This window comes from Enterobacter cloacae complex sp. P6RS (assembly GCF_014982245.1).
Lineage (GTDB): Bacteria > Pseudomonadota > Gammaproteobacteria > Enterobacterales > Enterobacteriaceae > Enterobacter > Enterobacter bugandensis.
On record NZ_JADCLB010000021.1, the window covers coordinates 15,387 to 32,213 of the forward strand.

Consider the following 16,827-nt stretch of genomic DNA (forward strand, 5'->3'; position numbering starts at 1 on the left):
CAATGACTTGTATTCAGATAAGATATCGCACTGGATTAAGATGAAAACAATCGAAGTTGATGACGAACTCTATCAGTATATTGCCAGCCAGACGCGGCATATCGGGGAGAGCGCGTCCGACATTTTACGGCGCATGCTTAAAATTTCCGCCGCTTCACAGCCTGCCACCCCAGTTACCAAAGATGTCGTGTCTCTGCCGAGCGTTGCTGTACAAGCAAAACCTGCCGTGACGCCGGTAAAAGATAAAGTGCGCGCGATGCGCGAACTGCTGCTCTCCGACGAATATGCGGAGCAGAAAAAGGCGGTTAACCGTTTTATGCTAGTGCTGTCTACACTTTACTCCCTGGATAACAAAGCGTTTGCTGAAGCGACCGAGTCGCTGCACGGCCGTACCCGCGTCTATTTCGCGGGCGACGAGCAGACGCTGCTGCAAAATGGCAATCAAACCAAACCTAAACATGTCCCTGGCACTCCGTACTGGGTGATCACCAATACCAATACGGGCCGCAAGTGCAGCATGATTGAACACATCATGCAGTCCATGCAGTTCCCGGCGGAATTGATTGAAAAGGTTTGCGGTACAATTTAACCCTTGCATCATAAGGACCCGGTAATGGCAAATCACAGCCGTGCAGGCCAACCTGCACAACAAAGCGATTTGATTAACGTCGCTCAGCTGACCGCGCAGTATTACGTGCTGAAACCGGTCGTGGGCAACGCAGAACACGCAGTGAAGTTTGGTACATCTGGTCACCGCGGCAGCGCGGCGCGCCACAGCTTTAACGAACCGCACATTCTGGCCATTGCTCAGGCCATTGCGGAAGAGCGCGCTAAAAACGGCGTTACCGGTCCGTGCTACGTGGGCAAAGATACCCATGCGCTGTCTGAACCGGCGTTTATTTCCGTGCTGGAAGTGCTGGCGGCGAACGGTGTGGACGTGATTGTTCAGGAGAACAATGGGTTTACTCCAACACCGGCGGTATCAAACGCGATCCTTGTGCACAACAAAAAAGGTGGCGCGCAGGCTGACGGTATCGTCATCACGCCATCCCACAACCCGCCGGAAGACGGTGGTATCAAATACAACCCGCCTAACGGCGGCCCGGCTGACACTAACGTCACCAAAGTGGTGGAAGATCGTGCAAACGCGCTGCTGGCCGACGGTCTGAAAGGCGTTAAACGTATTTCTCTTGATGAGGCGATGGCTTCCGGCCACGTGAAAGAGCAAGATCTGGTTCAGCCGTTTGTGGAAGGGCTGGCGGATATCGTCGATATGGCGGCGATTCAGAAAGCCGGCCTGAAGCTGGGCGTGGATCCGCTGGGCGGCTCCGGTATTGAGTACTGGAAGCGCATCGCCGAGCACTACAAGCTGGATCTGACCATCGTGAACGATCACGTCGATCAGACCTTCCGCTTTATGCACCTGGACAAAGACGGCGCGATCCGTATGGACTGCTCCTCCGAATGCGCGATGGCGGGCCTGCTGGCGCTGCGCGATAAATTCGACCTGGCGTTTGCTAACGACCCGGACTATGACCGTCACGGCATCGTCACCCCTGCGGGGCTGATGAACCCGAACCACTATCTGGCTGTTGCGATCAACTACCTGTTCCAGCACCGTCCGCAGTGGGGCAAAGAGGTGGCTGTTGGTAAAACGCTGGTCTCTTCTGCGATGATCGACCGCGTGGTGGACGCGCTGGGCCGCAAGCTGGTGGAAGTGCCGGTAGGCTTCAAGTGGTTCGTTGACGGTCTGCACGACGGCAGCTTTGGCTTCGGCGGCGAAGAGAGCGCAGGCGCGTCCTTCCTGCGTTTCGACGGCACCCCGTGGTCAACCGATAAAGACGGCATCATCATGTGCCTGCTGGCGGCGGAGATTACCGCGGTTACCGGCAAGAACCCGCAGGAACATTACAACGAGCTGGCTGCACGCTTTGGTGCGCCAAGCTATAACCGTATTCAGGCTGGCGCGACCTCTGCCCAGAAAGCGGCTCTGTCCAAACTCTCTCCGGAGATGGTCAGCGCAAGCACCCTGGCAGGCGATCCGATCACCGCGCGTCTGACGGCGGCACCGGGTAACGGTGCGTCTATCGGCGGCCTGAAAGTGATGACCGAAAATGGCTGGTTTGCCGCGCGTCCGTCCGGTACGGAAGATGCGTACAAAATCTATTGCGAAAGCTTCCTCGGCGCTGAGCATCGCCAGCAGATTGAGAAAGAAGCGGTAGAGATTGTCAGCGAAGTGCTGAAAAACGCATAAGTCGTGTTCTGGTGCGGGCTGATGCCCTCACCCCGGCCCTCTCCCACGGGGAGAGGGAGAAAACACTAAAAACGGCAACCTCAGGGTTGCCGTTTTGCTTTTACCTAACTGTGTTTGTTCTTCAATTCAAATCTCGGCGACACCAGACCGTACAGCGTCCAGCCCATAAAGGTCACTATCGCCCCGTACAGCATCGCTTCCTGGCCGGACGAGTAGAGCGCATAGAAGCTGTATATCGCCCCAACCAGCGCCACGATATTCGCTACTCGCGCTTTGTGCGGATCCACCTTCGCCACCTTCTGAATGATCGCCAGCGCCGCCATCGACAGAATATACGGGATGATATTCGTCACCACCGCCAGATTGACCAGCACGTTGAACTGGCTGTTCAGCGACGGGCTGATGGTCATTAGCGATAATCCGCTCTGGAAGATGACAATTGCCAGCATCCCCTGCACCGGCGCATCGGCTTTGGTCACGCGGGAGAAGATTTTCGGGAAATAGCCTTCATCTGCCGAAGATTTAAAAACCTGTGCAATGGTGAACTGCCAGCCAAGCAGCGATCCGCAGCAGGACATCACCATCAGCCCCATGATCACTTTCCCGACTTCCGGGGTGAACATCTGCGCAAAGGCCAGTCCGAACGGTGCCGTGGAGTTAGCCAGATCCATGTTTGGCACGATCCCCGCTATCACGTTGGTTGAAACGATATAGATCACCGCCGCGCCCAGCGTCCCGCCGAGAACCGCAATCGGCACGTTCTTCTCCGGATTTTCCACCACTTCCGCATTCGCGCAGGCGGATTCCAGGCCCAGGAAAGCCCAGAGCGTCATGGCGATAGACGAGCCCACGGCGGTGAAGAACGGCACATGGTGCGGGTTCCAGGAGTTGGCGTACAGCGTCGGGCTAAACCAGAACCAGCCGATAATGCACAGACCGACCACCGGGATGATCACGCCCCAGACGGTGATGCTGCTGAGCTGTCCGGTGATGCGCGCGCCGCCAAAGTTGGCGACGGTACAGATCCACAGCACGCCGATGGTCGCCAGCCCAATTTGCACCGGGCTGAGCGTCGCGCCAAACAGCTCCGTACCGTAGCCCACGGCGGAGATGGCAATCGCCACGTTGGCGATCAGCAGCGACACCCCATAGGTATAGTTCGCCATAAAGTTGCCCGACTTGCCAAAGGCGTACTCGGCATAGCCGCCCATGCCGCCTGACTTGCGGCTGAACATCCCGCACTTGGCAAACGCCCACGCCAGCGCCATCGATCCGACAGCCGTCACCAGCCAGGAGATGATCGAGATGGTCCCCACCTCGGCAAGCTTGGTGGGCAGCATGATAATCCCGGAGCCCATCATGTTAACCATGGTGAGGATAGTCAGCTGCACCACGCCCATCTTATTGGACTTGCTCATAATTTTTCTCCTTTCAGCAGCGATGGCTGAGCAGCGGATTGTTTGATGACGTAGCAGCGAACCTGTTTGCGACCGTCACACTCCTCGACGTACACGCCCTGCAGCTCCGGTGCGAAGCCCGGCAGCAGGTTGATGCCTTCTTCCAGCGCGGCAAAGTAGCGCAGCACGGAACCGCCCCAGACTTCCCCTGGAACCACGCACAGTACCCCCGGTGGGTAAGGAAGAGCGCCTTCGGCGGCGATGCGGCCTTCCGCGTCGCGCAGGGAGACCAGCTCCACTTCTCCGCGCAGGTAGGCGTAGTTCGCGTCCTGCGGGTTCATCATCACCCGCGGGAAGTGAGACTTGCGGAACATCTCTTTTTGCAGCTGCTTCACGTTATGGCGGGCGTACAGATCGTGCATTTCCTGGCAGATCTGGCGCAGGGTGTAACCCGCGTAACGTTCCGGATGCTGTTTGTAGAGGGAGGGCAGGACGTCTTTCAGCGGCACATCGCTCTCAAGCAGTTTTTCGAAGCGCACCAGCTGGGCGACCAGCTGCTGCAGCTTGCCCATGTCCTCCGCAGGGGTGAGCAGGAACAGGATCGAGTTGAGATCGCATTTTTCCGGCACGATGCCGTTTTCACGCAGGAAGTTGGCGAGAATGGTGGCGGGCACGCCGAAGTCGTCATACTCCCCGGTGCGGGCGTTAATGCCCGGCGTGGTCAGCAGCAGCTTGCACGGGTCGATAAAATACTGGTGCTCAGCATAACCTTCAAAGGCGTGCCAGCGTTCACCCGGTACGAAATGGAAGAAGCGCAGATCGGTTGCAATCTCTGCCGTGTCCCAGCTTTCCCACGCGCGGCCATCCACCGTCTCGGGCACAAATGGACGAATAAATCGGCAGTTCTCCAGGATCAGCTTGCGCGCCTCAATGCCCGTCACCACGCAGTCCATCCACATGTTGCGGCCGCTTTGCCCCTCATGCATGCGGGCGTTAATGTCCAGCGCGGCAAACAGCGGATAAAACGGGCTGGTGGAGGCGTGCATCATAAAGGCATTGTTGAGCCGCTTATGTGGGACATAGCGCTGCTGGCCTTTGATGTGGCTGTCCTTCTTGTGAATTTGCGAGGTCTGCGAGAAGCCCGCCTGCTGTTTATGCACGGACTGGGTGACCAGGATCCCCGGATCGTTCTCGTTCAGCTCCAGCAGCAGCGGAGAGCAGTCGGCCATCATCGGAATAAACTGCTCGTAACCCACCCAGGCCGAGTCAAACAGGATGTAGTCGCACAGGTGCCCAATCTTATCCACCACCTGACGGGCGTTGTAGATGGTGCCATCGTAGGTGCCCAGCTGGATCACCGCCAGGCGGAACGGACGCGCATCGCGTGCACGGCCAGGCGCCACCTCTGCCACCTGTTCACGCAGGTAGCTCTCCTCAAAGCAGTGCGCGTCAATGCCGCCGATAAAGCCGTACGGGTTGCGCGCGGTTTCCAGATAGACCGGCGTTGCGCCAGCCTGAAGGAGGGCACCGTGGTGGTTAGACTTATGATTATTACGGTCAAACAGCACCAGGTCGCCTGGGGTGAGCAGGGCATTAAGCACCACTTTGTTGGACGACGAGGTGCCATTCAGCACGAAGTAGGTCTTATCGGCATTAAAGACCTTCGCCGCATGCTGCTGGGCAATGCACGGTGCGCCTTCGTGGATCAGCAGATCCCCCATCGCCACGTCGGCGTTGCACAGATCGGAGCGGAATAACGTCTCGCCAAAGAAATCGACAAACTGATTGCCGGCAGGATGACGGCGGAAAAACTGCCCGCCCTGATGCCCCGGGCAGTCAAACGCGCTGTTGCCCTGCTTCACGTAGTCGACAAGGGCCCGGAAAAACGGCGGGCGCAGCTGGGTTTCATACTTCTGCGCGGCCGCTTCCAGTTGGCGTCCATAAAAGTCTTTGCTGGTGTCTGAATGCTCAAATACGCCGTGAATGCGCGATAAATAATCTGCCGGGATGATCTCTTCTTTGTGCGTCACCACAAATACGGGAATGCCAAAACCGGTAGCTTCTATTTCTTCCAGGATACCGCTGGCAATATCCGTGACCGCCAGAACAATGGCGGCAACATCAATATAATCAGAAGCGCGGACATCCACCACTTCACGCTGGGTAGTAAAGCAGTCCGGACATGCACGGCTGGCTGCGATTTTTAAATTTTTCATCTTTCTCTCTTTATTTTAGGTAATAAGCGTCCCTCGATTTCTTGCAAGAAAGAAATCGATAATTTTCCGGAAAAAAAGCAATGGGTAGCCGCTGATTAAAATCAGTGAATTGCTTTTTTGATGATTGAAATTCAGTCCGCCCGGTGCGGATGAGTCTGAATCAAGATGAATGAGCGCACGAGTTCACAGGCAATTGCCTGTAAGTTAAGATTTTTCAGGATAACCTGTAAGCGAGTGCGCCAGAAGTCGAAGGACTACCGGGCATTAAAGAGATGAAAGTCAAAGCAGTTTCGGTGGGCAAACATCATAATATGCGTTGTCCGCCTTATATGGGGCATTAAGCGATTGTTGTTTTCCATGTTTCATTTTCCTTTCAGTAATTGAAAGCATGGTCATTTTATCCAGGCAAAGGCGATTAACCGTGAAGCAGATCACCATTAACCGATCATTTCAGAAATAATCAGTCGTTTTTGATGAATAATGCAGATCAAAATTCTGAATTGTTAGTGTCACGTTAATAGATTGTGTTGTGAATGTTTGATGTGAGCGTAAATAATCAAAAAAATAACGGTTGGGATATTTGTGAAATATTTTCTGAAAGGTTTCGTTTTTATTTAAAAATAAATTGAATAGTTATTCAAAGCATAAACCGATAACCGATACCGGTTTCAGTTAATAAATGACGGGGGCGCGCGGGGTCAACTTCAAGTTTCTGGCGAAGATGTCCCATATATATGCGTAAATAGTGACTATGCTCCACCGCGTTGGGTCCCCACACCTGACTTAACAGCTGGCGCTGGGTGAGTACTTTACCGTGATTATTAAGCAGCACGGCGAGCAGGCGAAACTCGATTGGCGTGAGATGGATTTCTTCTTCACCGCGCACAATACGCCGCGCGGCCAGATCAACCCGGATATCCCCAAACGAATAGGTTGGATCGGCTGGCGTGGTGGCGCTGTGGCGACGCAGGGCCACGCGCAGGCGAGCCTGTAGCTCGCCGATACCAAAAGGTTTTATCAGATAGTCGTCCGCCCCGGCATCCAGCGCGGCGATTTTATCCGTCTCTTCAGTACGGGCGGAGAGCACCAGAATTGGCATCTGGCTCCACTGACGTACCTCGCGGATAAAATCGATGCCGTCACCGTCCGGCAGGCCAAGATCGAGGATCACCAGGTCCGGCTTGCGGGTCGCGGCTTCAATTAACCCCCGCTGAAGCGTACCCGCATCATGAACGCGCAGACCATCGCCTTCCAGCGCTGCGCGCAGAAACCGGCTAATGGCGATCTCATCTTCAACAATCAGAACGTTGATCACAAATCCTCTGGTAATTCATTCAGTTCCGGCGGGGTTTCCAGAGGAAGTGTAACACAAAAACGCGCGCCGCCTTCCGGACGATTTTCCGCGAAAATGGTTCCGCCATGAACATCAATTATTGCCTGACAAATCGCCAGCCCCAGCCCCACGCCCGGGATGGCAGACTCTTTATTGCCGCGTGCGAATTTTTCGAAAATAGCCATCTCCTGTCCGGCAGGAATGCCCGGCCCGGTATCCCAGACGTCAAGACGAAGCGTGCCATCGACCACCGTCGCATCCACCCCAATCCGGGCGCTGGGACCCGCATATTTGCCGGCGTTTTCCAGCAGATTAATTAACACTCGTTCAAACAGCGGACCGTCGACATGAATTAACGTCAGGGGCTCGGGCATGTTCAGCGCAATATGCCGTCCACCGAGGCCGGGTTCGAGCATTTTCAGCGCGCTGCCCACCACCTCTTCAAGCGTGAGCCACTCTTTTTTGAGGTTAAAACCGCCCGACTGGATACGCGCCATATCGAGCAGGTTATTCACCAGGCGCGTGGTATTGAGCACGTGCTGACGTATTTCGCTGGCCTGCATGGCGTGTTTTGAACCTTCCGCTGCCAGGTCCAGCGTCAGGATTTCCGACTGGCCAAACAGGACGGTAAGAGGTGTGCGCAGGTCGTGAGACAGCGCCGCCAGCAGCGAGTTACGAATGCTTTCGCGCTCGCTTGCCAGCCGGGCCTGCTCTTCGCTGGCGGTGAGGGCCAGCCGTTCCAGCGCGCTGGCAACCAGCAGCGTAAAGGTCTCCAGCAGTCGCTGCTGTTCGGGGATCATCAGCTGGCGCAGATTGGAGGGCTCCACGATAACCAGCCCCAGGTTTTTATCGGCGCTGCGCAGGGGCAGAATTTGATAGGGCACGCCGGGCAGGGTGTCGGTCCCTGCACCCGCCGGTAGCCCTTTATCAAAGCTCCAGCGGGCGATGGCTTCGTCCCAGGGCGTCATGCCCGAGGCCGACGTCAGCGGGCGCAGCTTGCCGTGATCGTCCGGGAGTAAAATCAGGTTGCTGGCATGAAAGGTCGAGCGAATAAACTGCTCGCTGGTCTGCACAATATCCAGCGGCGTGCGGCCCACCGCCAGCGATTTCGACATCTCATAAAGATGCCGCGTGCGCTGTTCGCGATAGCGGGCGATACGCGCCTGGTAGCGCACGCCTGCCGTTAAGTTCCCGATCACCAGCCCGACGGTAAGCATCACGGCGAAGGTGAGGATGTACTGTACGTCCGAGACGGCGAGCGTCCCGCGGGGGGCAATAAAGAACAGATCGAAGCTGATGACGTTAATAACCGTCGCCAGTACCGACGGCCAGCGTCCGTAAAAGAGCGCCACCACTACCACGCCCAGCAGGTAGATCATCACCAGGTTGGCCGCGTCGAAGGCAATCAGCCATTTGCTGGCGATTATAGTGATCAGGGCGCAGAGCACGACGGCGACAAGGCAGCCGCGGAGCTGAATGCGCCATTTATCGCTGAAGGCCCGGCTGTCCGGCGCGCGGCTGGGGAGGGGAGCAGGTTTATCATCCAGCGCCACGATCACCAGGTCCAGATCCGGCGCGCGGCGGGCCAGCTTGTCGGCAAAGGATTCGCGGCTAAACCAGCGGCGATGCTGGCGGCGGCCAATGACAATTTTCCCCAGGTTATGCTCCCGCGCGTAGCGCAGAATCGCTTTATCTTCCTGCGGATCGGAAAGGGTAGCGGTTTCGGCACCCAGCTCCTGCGCCAGGCGCAGCGAGCTCAGAATCGCGCGGCGCTGGTTTTCGGGCAGAGCGTGCAGCTGCGGCGTTTCGACATACACTGCATGCCAGACGCTGCCAAACTTGGCCGCCAGGCGCGCAGCGGTGCGGACCAGCTTTTCATTGCCGCTGCCGTGGCCCACGCACAGCAGAATAGCATCCCGCGTGTGCCAGACGCGCTCCTGCCCTTGCAGGTCGCGCCAGGCGCGCATCTGATCATCAACGCGATCGGCAGTACGCCGCAGGGCCAGCTCGCGCAGGGCAATCAGGTTACCTTTGCGGAAGAAATGTTCGATGGCGCGCTCGGCCTGGCCGGCAATATAAACCTTGCCTTCGTGCAGGCGCTGGCGCAAATCGTCAGGAGGCAGGTCAACCAGCACCACCTCATCGGCAGAATCAAAGAACGGGTCGGGCACCGTCTCGCGCACCTGAATGCCGGTCACGCCGCTGACTACGTCGTTCAGGCTTTCAAGATGCTGAACGTTAACCGTTGTGAACACATCAATGCCGGCCTCGAGCAGCTCTTCAACATCCTGCCAGCGTTTGGGATGGCGTGAGCCTGGCGCATTGCTGTGCGCCAGTTCGTCCATCAGGATAAGGGCGGGACGGCGGGCGAGGGCGGCATCAATATCAAACTCCGTAACTAAACGACCACGATGGCTGATGCGGCGGGGCGGCTGGGTAGCCAGCCCCTTCAGCAGCGACGCCGTCTCTTTGCGTCCGTGGGTTTCAACCACGCCGATCAGAATATCGAGCCCCTGCGCCCGAAGCCGCTGGGCTTCTGTCAGCATGGCGAAGGTTTTCCCGACGCCCGCGCAGGCGCCAAAGAAAATTTTCAGTTTGCCGCGATGGGCTTCAGCCGTCTGTTCAAGCAGCCTGTCCGGATCCGGGCGCATGGGCTCGTCGGTCATTTAGTTTTTCCTTAGCGCGTCCAGCGCCAGATTCAGCTCAACAATATTTACCACGGGCATGCCGATGAAGCTGACCAGCGGCTTTTGCGTGTGCTCTGCCACCAGCTTGCTCACCTGTTCGACGGTCAACTGACGGGCGGCGGAGACGCGCGGGATCTGCCAGGCCACCGCTGCCGGCGTCAGGCTGTAGTCCAGCCCGCTGGCCGAGGCGGTCACCAGCTCTACGGGCACCTCGCGGCTGGCCTGAGGATTGGCGGCACGCAGGGTTGCCACGCGTTCAGCGACGGCTTTGTCCAGCTCCGGGTTGCTGCCCGCCAGGTTACTGCCGCCGGATGCCATCGGATTATACGGGCTTTCGGCAGTGGCGGAAGGGCGTCCCTGGAAGTAGCGAGCATCTGTAAAGTTCTGACCAATCAGGCGTGAACCGCGGTTTTCGCCGTTTTGTATAATCAGCGAGCCGTTGGCCTGATCCTTAAACCACCACTGGCCCAGCGCGGTGGTTACCAGCGGGTACAGCCCGCCGGTAATGAGAGACAGCAGAATAAACAAAAGTATAGCGGGGCGTAACATCGTCATTTGATTCACCTTTTAAACCAGCCCGAACAGGGTCAACAGCAGGTCGATAGCCTTGATACCGATGAAAGGCACCACCAGCCCCCCCAGGCCGTATATCCACAGGTTGCGGCGCAGCATGGCGGCGGCGGTCAGCGGCTTATAGCTCACGCCCTTCAGCGCCAGCGGAATAAGAAAGACAATGATCAGGGCGTTGAAAATCACCGCGCTCAGAATAGCCGATGCCGGAGAGTGCAGGTGCATCACGTTCAGCGCATTGAGCTGCGGATAGGTGGCCGCAAAGGCCGCCGGGATAATGGCAAAATACTTCGCCACGTCGTTGGCGATACTGAAGGTGGTCAGCGAACCGCGCGTCATCAGCATCTGCTTGCCGATGTGCACCACCTCAATCAGCTTGGTCGGGTTAGAGTCGAGGTCGACCATGTTGCCCGCCTCTTTTGCCGCCTGGGTACCGGAGTTCATCGCCACCGCCACGTCGGCCTGCGCCAGGGCAGGGGCATCGTTGGTACCGTCGCCCGTCATCGCCACCAGACGACCTTCCGCCTGATACTGACGAATCAACGCCAGTTTCGCTTCCGGCGTGGCTTCGGAAAGGAAATCATCCACGCCCGCTTCGGCGGCAATCGCCGCGGCGGTAAGACGGTTATCCCCGGTGATCATCACCGTTTTAATGCCCATTTTACGCAGCTGGGCAAAGCGCTCTTTAATGCCGCCTTTGACGATATCTTTCAGGCCAATTACGCCCAGCACGTTCGCGCCTTCTGCCACCACCAGCGGCGTGGCCCCCTGACGGGCTACGCTTTCGACCAGGTTGTCCACTTCAGGCGGGAAGTGGCCATTGTTGGCCTCAATGTGGCGACGGATGGCGTCAACAGAGCCTTTACGGATCATGCGATCCTGAATGTTAATCCCGCTCATTCGGGTTTGCGCCGTAAACGGCACGAAGGTGGCATGCAGGCTCTGAACGTCGCGCTGGCGCAGGTTAAAGCGCTGCTTGGCGAGAACAACAATGCTTCGGCCCTCCGGGGTTTCATCGGCAAGCGAGGAGAGCTGTGCCGCATCCGCCAGCGTTTTTTCATCCACGCCCGGGGCGGGTAAGAATTCGGATGCCTGGCGGTTACCGAGGGTAATGGTCCCGGTTTTATCCAGCAGCAAGACATCCACGTCACCGGCGGCTTCAACCGCGCGCCCGCTGGTGGCGATGACGTTAGCACCGAGCATACGGCTCATGCCGGCCACGCCGATGGCCGACAGCAGGCCGCCGATGGTGGTAGGGATCAGGCAGACCAGCAGCGCCACCAGTACGGTGATGGTGACCGGAGTGCCGCCATAGGCGGAAAATGGCCACAGCGTCGCGGTCGCCAGCAGGAAGACGATGGTCAAGGCTATCAGCAGGATGGTCAGGGCAATTTCGTTCGGTGTTTTACGGCGTTGAGCGCCTTCCACCATGGCGATCATCCGGTCGAGGAAGGTTTCGCCCGGGTTGACGCTGCACTGGATCACCAGCCAGTCGGAAAGAATGCGCGTCCCACCCGTTACGGAGGCAAAATCACCGCCGGATTCACGGATCACAGGTGCGGATTCCCCCGTAATGGCGCTTTCATCTACCGATGCGCCACCTTCAATGACTTCTCCGTCGCACGGGATGATGTCGCCAGCTTCCACCAGCACCACATCACCTTTACGTAGTTCATCCGCCGGAACGTGGTCCATCTGCGCGCCGTATTTCGGTTCACGTAATTTCCGCGCAAACGCCGTTTTTTTCACCCCTTTCAGGCTGTTGGCCTGCGCTTTACTCCGGCCTTCCGCCAGCGCTTCGGCAAAGTTGGCGAATAGCACGGTAAACCACAGCCACAGGCTGATGGCCCCGGTAAACATCGCGTTTCCCGGCATGTGACCCGTCCCCATGGCAATCGCCAGTACGGTGGTCAGGACGCTGCCGGCCCAGACGATAAACATCACCGGGTTGTGCCATTGCACGCGCGGGCTCAGCTTTTTCACCGCATCCATAAGCGCCTGACGAACTAACGTCGGTTCGAGCAGGGCCAGTTGTTTACGACTCATGACAAATACTCCGCAAAATCAGCGTAAAGAGAGAGTTTCCGCGACCGGGCCTAACGCGAGGGCGGGGATAAAGGTCAGGGCGCCGACCAGCAACACGGTGCCCGTCAGCAGGCCGATAAACAGCGCGCCGTGGGTCGGTAACGTCCCGGTGGTGGTCGGTTGGATTTTTTTATTTACCAGCGATCCGGCAATCGCCATAACCGGCACAATGATCCCGAAGCGGCCCACGAACATGCAGAACGCCAGCAGACAGTTCCAGAACGGAGAGTTGGCGCTTAAGCCTGCAAAGGCGCTACCGTTGTTGTTGGCGGCCGAGGAGACGGCATACAGCACTTCGCTAAAGCCGTGAATGCCCGGGTTAAAGATGCCGCTGCGTCCTGCTTCGGTCATCAGGGCCAGCGCGGTGCCGAGCAGCACAAGCGCCGGGGTGACCAGAATCGCCAGTGCGGTTAATTTCATCTCGCGAACGTCGATTTTTTTACCGAGGTATTCCGGGGTGCGGCCAATCATCAGACCGGCAATAAACACCGCCAGCAGCACGAACAGGAGCATGCCGTAAAGACCGGAGCCCACGCCGCCAAACACCACCTCGCCGATCTGCATCAGCCACATCGGGATCATGCCGCCCAGCGCGGTGAAAGAGTCATGCATGGCGTTTACCGCCCCGCACGAGGCTGCTGTGGTGACGACTGCATAAAGGCTACTGGCAAGAATGCCGAAGCGGCTCTCTTTGCCTTCCATATTAATAGTGCTGTTCGCCCCAAGCTGCATGAAATGGGGGTTGCCGCTCCATTCAGCCCACATCACCAGCGCCACGCAGACCACGAAGATCAGCGACATGGTCCAGAGCAGTGTGCGGCCCTGACGGCGATCGTTGACCACATCACCAAAGGCGAAACAGAGCGCGGCGGGGATCAGGAAGATCGCCAGCATCTGCACAAAATTGGTCAAGGCGGTAGGGTTTTCAAACGGATGCGACGAGTTGGCGTTGAAGAAGCCGCCGCCGTTGGTGCCGAGCATCTTGATGGCTTCCTGCGACGCCACTGGCCCCATCGGCAGGATCTGTTTTGCTCCTTCAAGCGAAGTATACGGGGCGTAAGGCAGCAGGTTTTGCAGAGTGCCCTGCTGAATAAAGAACAGCGCGATAAGCAGCGCAATCGGCAGCAGGATCCACAGCGTAATGCGCGTCAGATCCACCCAGGCGTTACCCAGGGTACCGATTTTCTGACGTGCAAACGCGCGCGTCAGCGCGAAAATTACCGCGATACCGCTGGCGGCAGAGAGGAAGTTCTGCACGGTTAATCCAGCCATCTGGCTGAAATAGCTCAGCGTGGTTTCACCGGCATAGGACTGCCAGTTGGTGTTGGTAACAAAACTGACTGCCGTATTCAGCGCCAGGTGCCAGGACAGGCCCGGTAACCGTTGCGGATTCAGCGGCAGGCTACCCTGCAGCATCAGCATGGCAAAAAGTGCAATGAGCCCAACGATGTTCAGCAGCAGAATGGCGATCAGATAGTCACGCCAGTTCATCTCCCGATCGTCTATACCCAGTACGCGCCAGATCCCTTTTTCAACGCCTCCCGTGCCGGGCAGGGGGACGTTGTTGATCAATCGCGCCAGTCCCGTTCCCAGCGGTCTTGCCAGAACGAACAATACCACTAAGAAGCTGGCAATAAGCAAAAACGCCTGAGCAGCCATCAGAATGCCTCCGCGTTAATCAGGGCATAGACCAGATAACCCAATAACAGGAACACCAGCACGATGCCGGCAATAAGACCTGCACTCACAATCCACCTCCGGGTGACTTTTGTTGTTGTGCTAACGGTAGGATTTATGGCGCAAAGATTTCGCAAAAATCAGAAGGGTGGGTGTAAAAAAAGTATAAAAATGGCAAAGCCCACAATTTAACTATTGGTAAGTAAATTGTTAACTTTTTTGTAACTTAATTACGGCGTGAATGTAAATATTCAATAAATGGATAAAAATAAGTGGTCGGATGAGTAGTAAAATTACACGCAAAGCGATATTATTTTATCCAGGTCACAGATTTCACATTTTCCGGAGAAGGTTTCCGGCCAACTACAGGGGAGAAAAATATGGATCTTTATAAAGAGTATCCGGCTCATATCGTGTTCATGCGTCGCACTTTCGCCGTAGTGGCTGGCGTGCTGGCCCTGCCGGTGATGTTGTTCTGGAAAGATCGCGCGCGTTTTTACAGCTATCTGCACCGCGTCTGGGCGAAAACCAGCGAGAAGCCGGTGTGGATGGATCAGGCAGAGAAAGCGACCTGCGATTTCTATTGATACAACGCTGACGCGTAGCCATAAAAAAAACCGCCAATAGCAATATGGCGGTTTTTTTGTCCCTCGGGATTCGCGGTCCGTTGGGTGGTTTTTTCAAGCTCTCACACAGAGGCTTATAAGCATACGTCTGCTGGTTGAATAAGCAACTGCCTCAATCCTAAATATATTCTTAATATCAGGTTCAATGGGTTACGTTTTGCTCACGTGATGTTTACCATGCTGCGTCCCTTTCCGCCATCTCGCAAATGGGCACCGGTCCCGGGAGAGGTGTTACAACAACCGTAAGTCAGGCTCCACACAGAGCTTGTGTCCACCGATTTATCACCGGTGGTGAACGGTGGAGCGGTTAGCAGCAGGGACCGCATAGTGAAACGCTATATATGCATCGCGTTCATTGTCGCCAGCGTACTCGTTGTAACGAGTGATGAACCTAATGCGTTTGTCGCTTTAACCACGATAGCGCAGGACAAGTAGCGTTAAGGCCGCCCCGGGCGGCCTTTTTTATTTCATCCCGTCTACACTTCATGGCAAAGTAGTTCAATGCATGCTTTTTCCTTGTACGGCATGCCCTTATGGACATAATGGACAATAGCCTGGAGTTTTATGCCCACCCATCTGGTTTGGTTTCGCGCGGATTTGCGCGTACATGACAACATCGCTCTCGCGGCAGCCTGCCGCTCTGATGACGCCAGCGTACTGGCGCTATTTATCGCCACGCCTGAGCAGTGGCAGCAGCATGATATGGCTCCACGGCAGGCGGCTTACCTCAAATCACACCTGAACGAACTGCAGCACGCGCTTGCCGAGAAAGGCATTCCGCTGATCTACAAAGAGGTCAGCGATTTTACCGCGCAGCTTCATATGTTGCAGGAGATATGCCAGCATAACGGCGTCACGCATCTTTTTTATAACTACCAGTACGAACTGAACGAACAACAGCGGGACCGCCAGCTGGAGAAAATGCTGGGAGAAGTGGTATGTGAGGGATTTGATGACAGCGTGATGCTGGCTCCGGGCAGCGTTATGACCGGCGGTCACGAAATGTATAAAGTGTTTACGCCGTTTAAAAATGCTTTTGTTAAGCGCCTGAAAGAGGCGCTGCCGGAGTGCGTACCCGCGCCCGCCGCCAGAGGAGAGGCTATAACCGATCTCCCCGAATTAACGTTCAACTATCCCCAACGGGCATTTGATGAACTTCTGTTCCCTGCCAGTGAGAAGGCCGCTATTGCGAAGCTGCGCCAGTTTTGCAGGCAGGGCGCGGGAGAATACGACGCGCGCAGGGATTTCCCGGCAATTGAAGGGACAAGCCGATTATCGGCCTGCCTGGCGCTGGGCGTGCTCTCCCCTCGCCAGTGTTTGCATCGTCTTCTGGCCGAACAGCCGCAGGCGCTGGACGGTGGTGCGGGCTCGGTGTGGCTGAACGAACTTATCTGGCGTGAATTCTACCGCCATCTGATGACGTACCATCCCAGTCTCTGTAAGCATCGTCCGTTCATTCCGTGGACCGACAGCGTAAAATGGCAGCACGATGAGGCACTTTTACAGGCCTGGCAAAAAGGGGAGACGGGCTATCCGATAGTGGACGCCGCTATGCGCCAGCTAAATGAAACCGGGTGGATGCACAATCGTCTGCGAATGATTACCGCGAGCTTCCTGGTGAAAGATCTGCTTATCGACTGGCGAATCGGAGAGCGCTATTTTATTTCTCAGCTGATCGATGGCGATCTGGCTGCGAATAACGGTGGCTGGCAGTGGGCGGCCTCTACCGGCACCGATGCGGCTCCCTATTTCAGGATTTTTAATCCGACCACTCAGGGGCAAAAATTTGATGCCAACGGCGACTTTATTCGCCGCTGGTTGCCCGCGCTCAGGAACGTTCCTGAAAAAGCGATCCATGACCCGTGGGCATGGGCGGATAAACAGGGCGTAAAGCTCGATTATCCCCGCCCGATTGTCGACCATAAACAGGCGCGCGTCGCCACGCTGGCGGCGTACGAAGCCGCACGAAAAGTTTGAGAGAA

At 56.6% G+C, this 16,827-nt stretch carries 13 protein-coding genes; 4 read left to right on the top strand and 9 right to left on the bottom strand.

The annotated features are described in order from the left end of the window. Window positions 1-40: 40 nt before the first annotated feature. Entirely contained in the window at window positions 41-589 is a 549-nt protein-coding gene (seqA, locus tag INF73_RS16000; protein ID WP_193542122.1) for a replication initiation negative regulator SeqA, read from the top strand. 24 nt (window positions 590-613) lie between these two features. Then, window positions 614-2,254, top strand: coding sequence for a phosphoglucomutase (alpha-D-glucose-1,6-bisphosphate-dependent) (gene pgm / locus INF73_RS16005; protein WP_028012364.1), 1,641 nt, complete (start codon window positions 614-616; stop codon window positions 2,252-2,254). A 104-nt stretch (window positions 2,255-2,358) separates the two neighbouring features. Here the strand turns inward: pgm and potE are convergent, their stop codons facing one another. From potE to kdpF, 9 genes are all read right to left on the bottom strand, one after another. Continuing rightward, window positions 2,359-3,672, bottom strand: coding sequence for a putrescine-ornithine antiporter (potE, locus tag INF73_RS16010; RefSeq protein ID WP_045630860.1), 1,314 nt, complete (start codon window positions 3,670-3,672; stop codon window positions 2,359-2,361). Continuing rightward, window positions 3,669-5,867: an ornithine decarboxylase SpeF gene (gene speF / locus INF73_RS16015; RefSeq protein ID WP_193542120.1), complete on the bottom strand. Its 2,199-nt coding sequence runs from the start codon at window positions 5,865-5,867 to the stop codon at window positions 3,669-3,671. Before speF ends, potE begins: the two co-directional genes overlap by 4 nt. A gap of 254 nt (window positions 5,868-6,121) precedes the next feature. Further along, complete coding sequence (gene speFL / locus INF73_RS16020) at window positions 6,122-6,226, bottom strand: leader peptide SpeFL (RefSeq protein WP_003858645.1); 105 nt, start codon at window positions 6,224-6,226, stop codon at window positions 6,122-6,124. 278 nt (window positions 6,227-6,504) lie between these two features. Next, entirely contained in the window at window positions 6,505-7,182 is a 678-nt protein-coding gene (gene kdpE / locus INF73_RS16025) for a two-component system response regulator KdpE (protein WP_063438228.1), read from the bottom strand. Continuing rightward, complete coding sequence (gene kdpD / locus INF73_RS16030; RefSeq protein ID WP_088205149.1) at window positions 7,179-9,866, bottom strand: two-component system sensor histidine kinase KdpD; 2,688 nt, start codon at window positions 9,864-9,866, stop codon at window positions 7,179-7,181. The genes kdpE and kdpD overlap by 4 nt, the downstream gene beginning before the upstream one ends. Continuing rightward, a complete protein-coding gene (gene kdpC / locus INF73_RS16035) occupies window positions 9,867-10,442 on the bottom strand; it encodes a potassium-transporting ATPase subunit KdpC (RefSeq protein ID WP_126327322.1) in 576 nt (191 codons plus the stop codon). Between the two features lie 12 nt (window positions 10,443-10,454). After that, window positions 10,455-12,503, bottom strand: coding sequence for a potassium-transporting ATPase subunit KdpB (gene kdpB, locus INF73_RS16040; RefSeq protein WP_193542118.1), 2,049 nt, complete (start codon window positions 12,501-12,503; stop codon window positions 10,455-10,457). Between the two features lie 18 nt (window positions 12,504-12,521). After that, the gene (gene kdpA / locus INF73_RS16045) at window positions 12,522-14,201 is read right to left on the bottom strand and encodes a potassium-transporting ATPase subunit KdpA (RefSeq protein WP_193542116.1); all 1,680 of its coding nucleotides are present in this window, start codon (window positions 14,199-14,201) and stop codon (window positions 12,522-12,524) included. Further along, a complete protein-coding gene (kdpF, locus tag INF73_RS16050; RefSeq protein WP_014069365.1) occupies window positions 14,201-14,290 on the bottom strand; it encodes a K(+)-transporting ATPase subunit F in 90 nt (29 codons plus the stop codon). The genes kdpA and kdpF overlap by 1 nt, the downstream gene beginning before the upstream one ends. A gap of 309 nt (window positions 14,291-14,599) precedes the next feature. Here kdpF and INF73_RS16055 point away from each other — a divergent pair, with 309 nt between their 5' ends. Both INF73_RS16055 and phrB read left to right on the top strand, forming a co-directional pair. Next, entirely contained in the window at window positions 14,600-14,806 is a 207-nt protein-coding gene (locus INF73_RS16055; protein WP_014069366.1) for a YbfA family protein, read from the top strand. Between the two features lie 603 nt (window positions 14,807-15,409). Further along, window positions 15,410-16,822, top strand: a complete 1,413-nt coding sequence (gene phrB, locus INF73_RS16060) for a deoxyribodipyrimidine photo-lyase (protein ID WP_126327325.1) — start codon at window positions 15,410-15,412, stop codon at window positions 16,820-16,822. Window positions 16,823-16,827 lie beyond the last annotated feature (5 nt).

Coding starts and splice junctions, on each gene's coding strand:
- seqA (WP_193542122.1), top strand. CDS start 41: ATGAAAACAATCGAAGTTGATGACGAACTCTATCAGTATATTGCCAGC.
- pgm (WP_028012364.1), top strand. CDS start 614: ATGGCAAATCACAGCCGTGCAGGCCAACCTGCACAACAAAGCGATTTG.
- potE (WP_045630860.1), bottom strand. CDS start 3,672: ATGAGCAAGTCCAATAAGATGGGCGTGGTGCAGCTGACTATCCTCACC.
- speF (WP_193542120.1), bottom strand. CDS start 5,867: ATGAAAAATTTAAAAATCGCAGCCAGCCGTGCATGTCCGGACTGCTTT.
- speFL (WP_003858645.1), bottom strand. CDS start 6,226: ATGGAAAACAACAATCGCTTAATGCCCCATATAAGGCGGACAACGCAT.
- kdpD (WP_088205149.1), bottom strand. CDS start 9,866: ATGACCGACGAGCCCATGCGCCCGGATCCGGACAGGCTGCTTGAACAG.
- kdpC (WP_126327322.1), bottom strand. CDS start 10,442: ATGACGATGTTACGCCCCGCTATACTTTTGTTTATTCTGCTGTCTCTC.
- kdpB (WP_193542118.1), bottom strand. CDS start 12,503: ATGAGTCGTAAACAACTGGCCCTGCTCGAACCGACGTTAGTTCGTCAG.
- kdpA (WP_193542116.1), bottom strand. CDS start 14,201: ATGGCTGCTCAGGCGTTTTTGCTTATTGCCAGCTTCTTAGTGGTATTG.
- INF73_RS16055 (WP_014069366.1), top strand. CDS start 14,600: ATGGATCTTTATAAAGAGTATCCGGCTCATATCGTGTTCATGCGTCGC.
- phrB (WP_126327325.1), top strand. CDS start 15,410: ATGCCCACCCATCTGGTTTGGTTTCGCGCGGATTTGCGCGTACATGAC.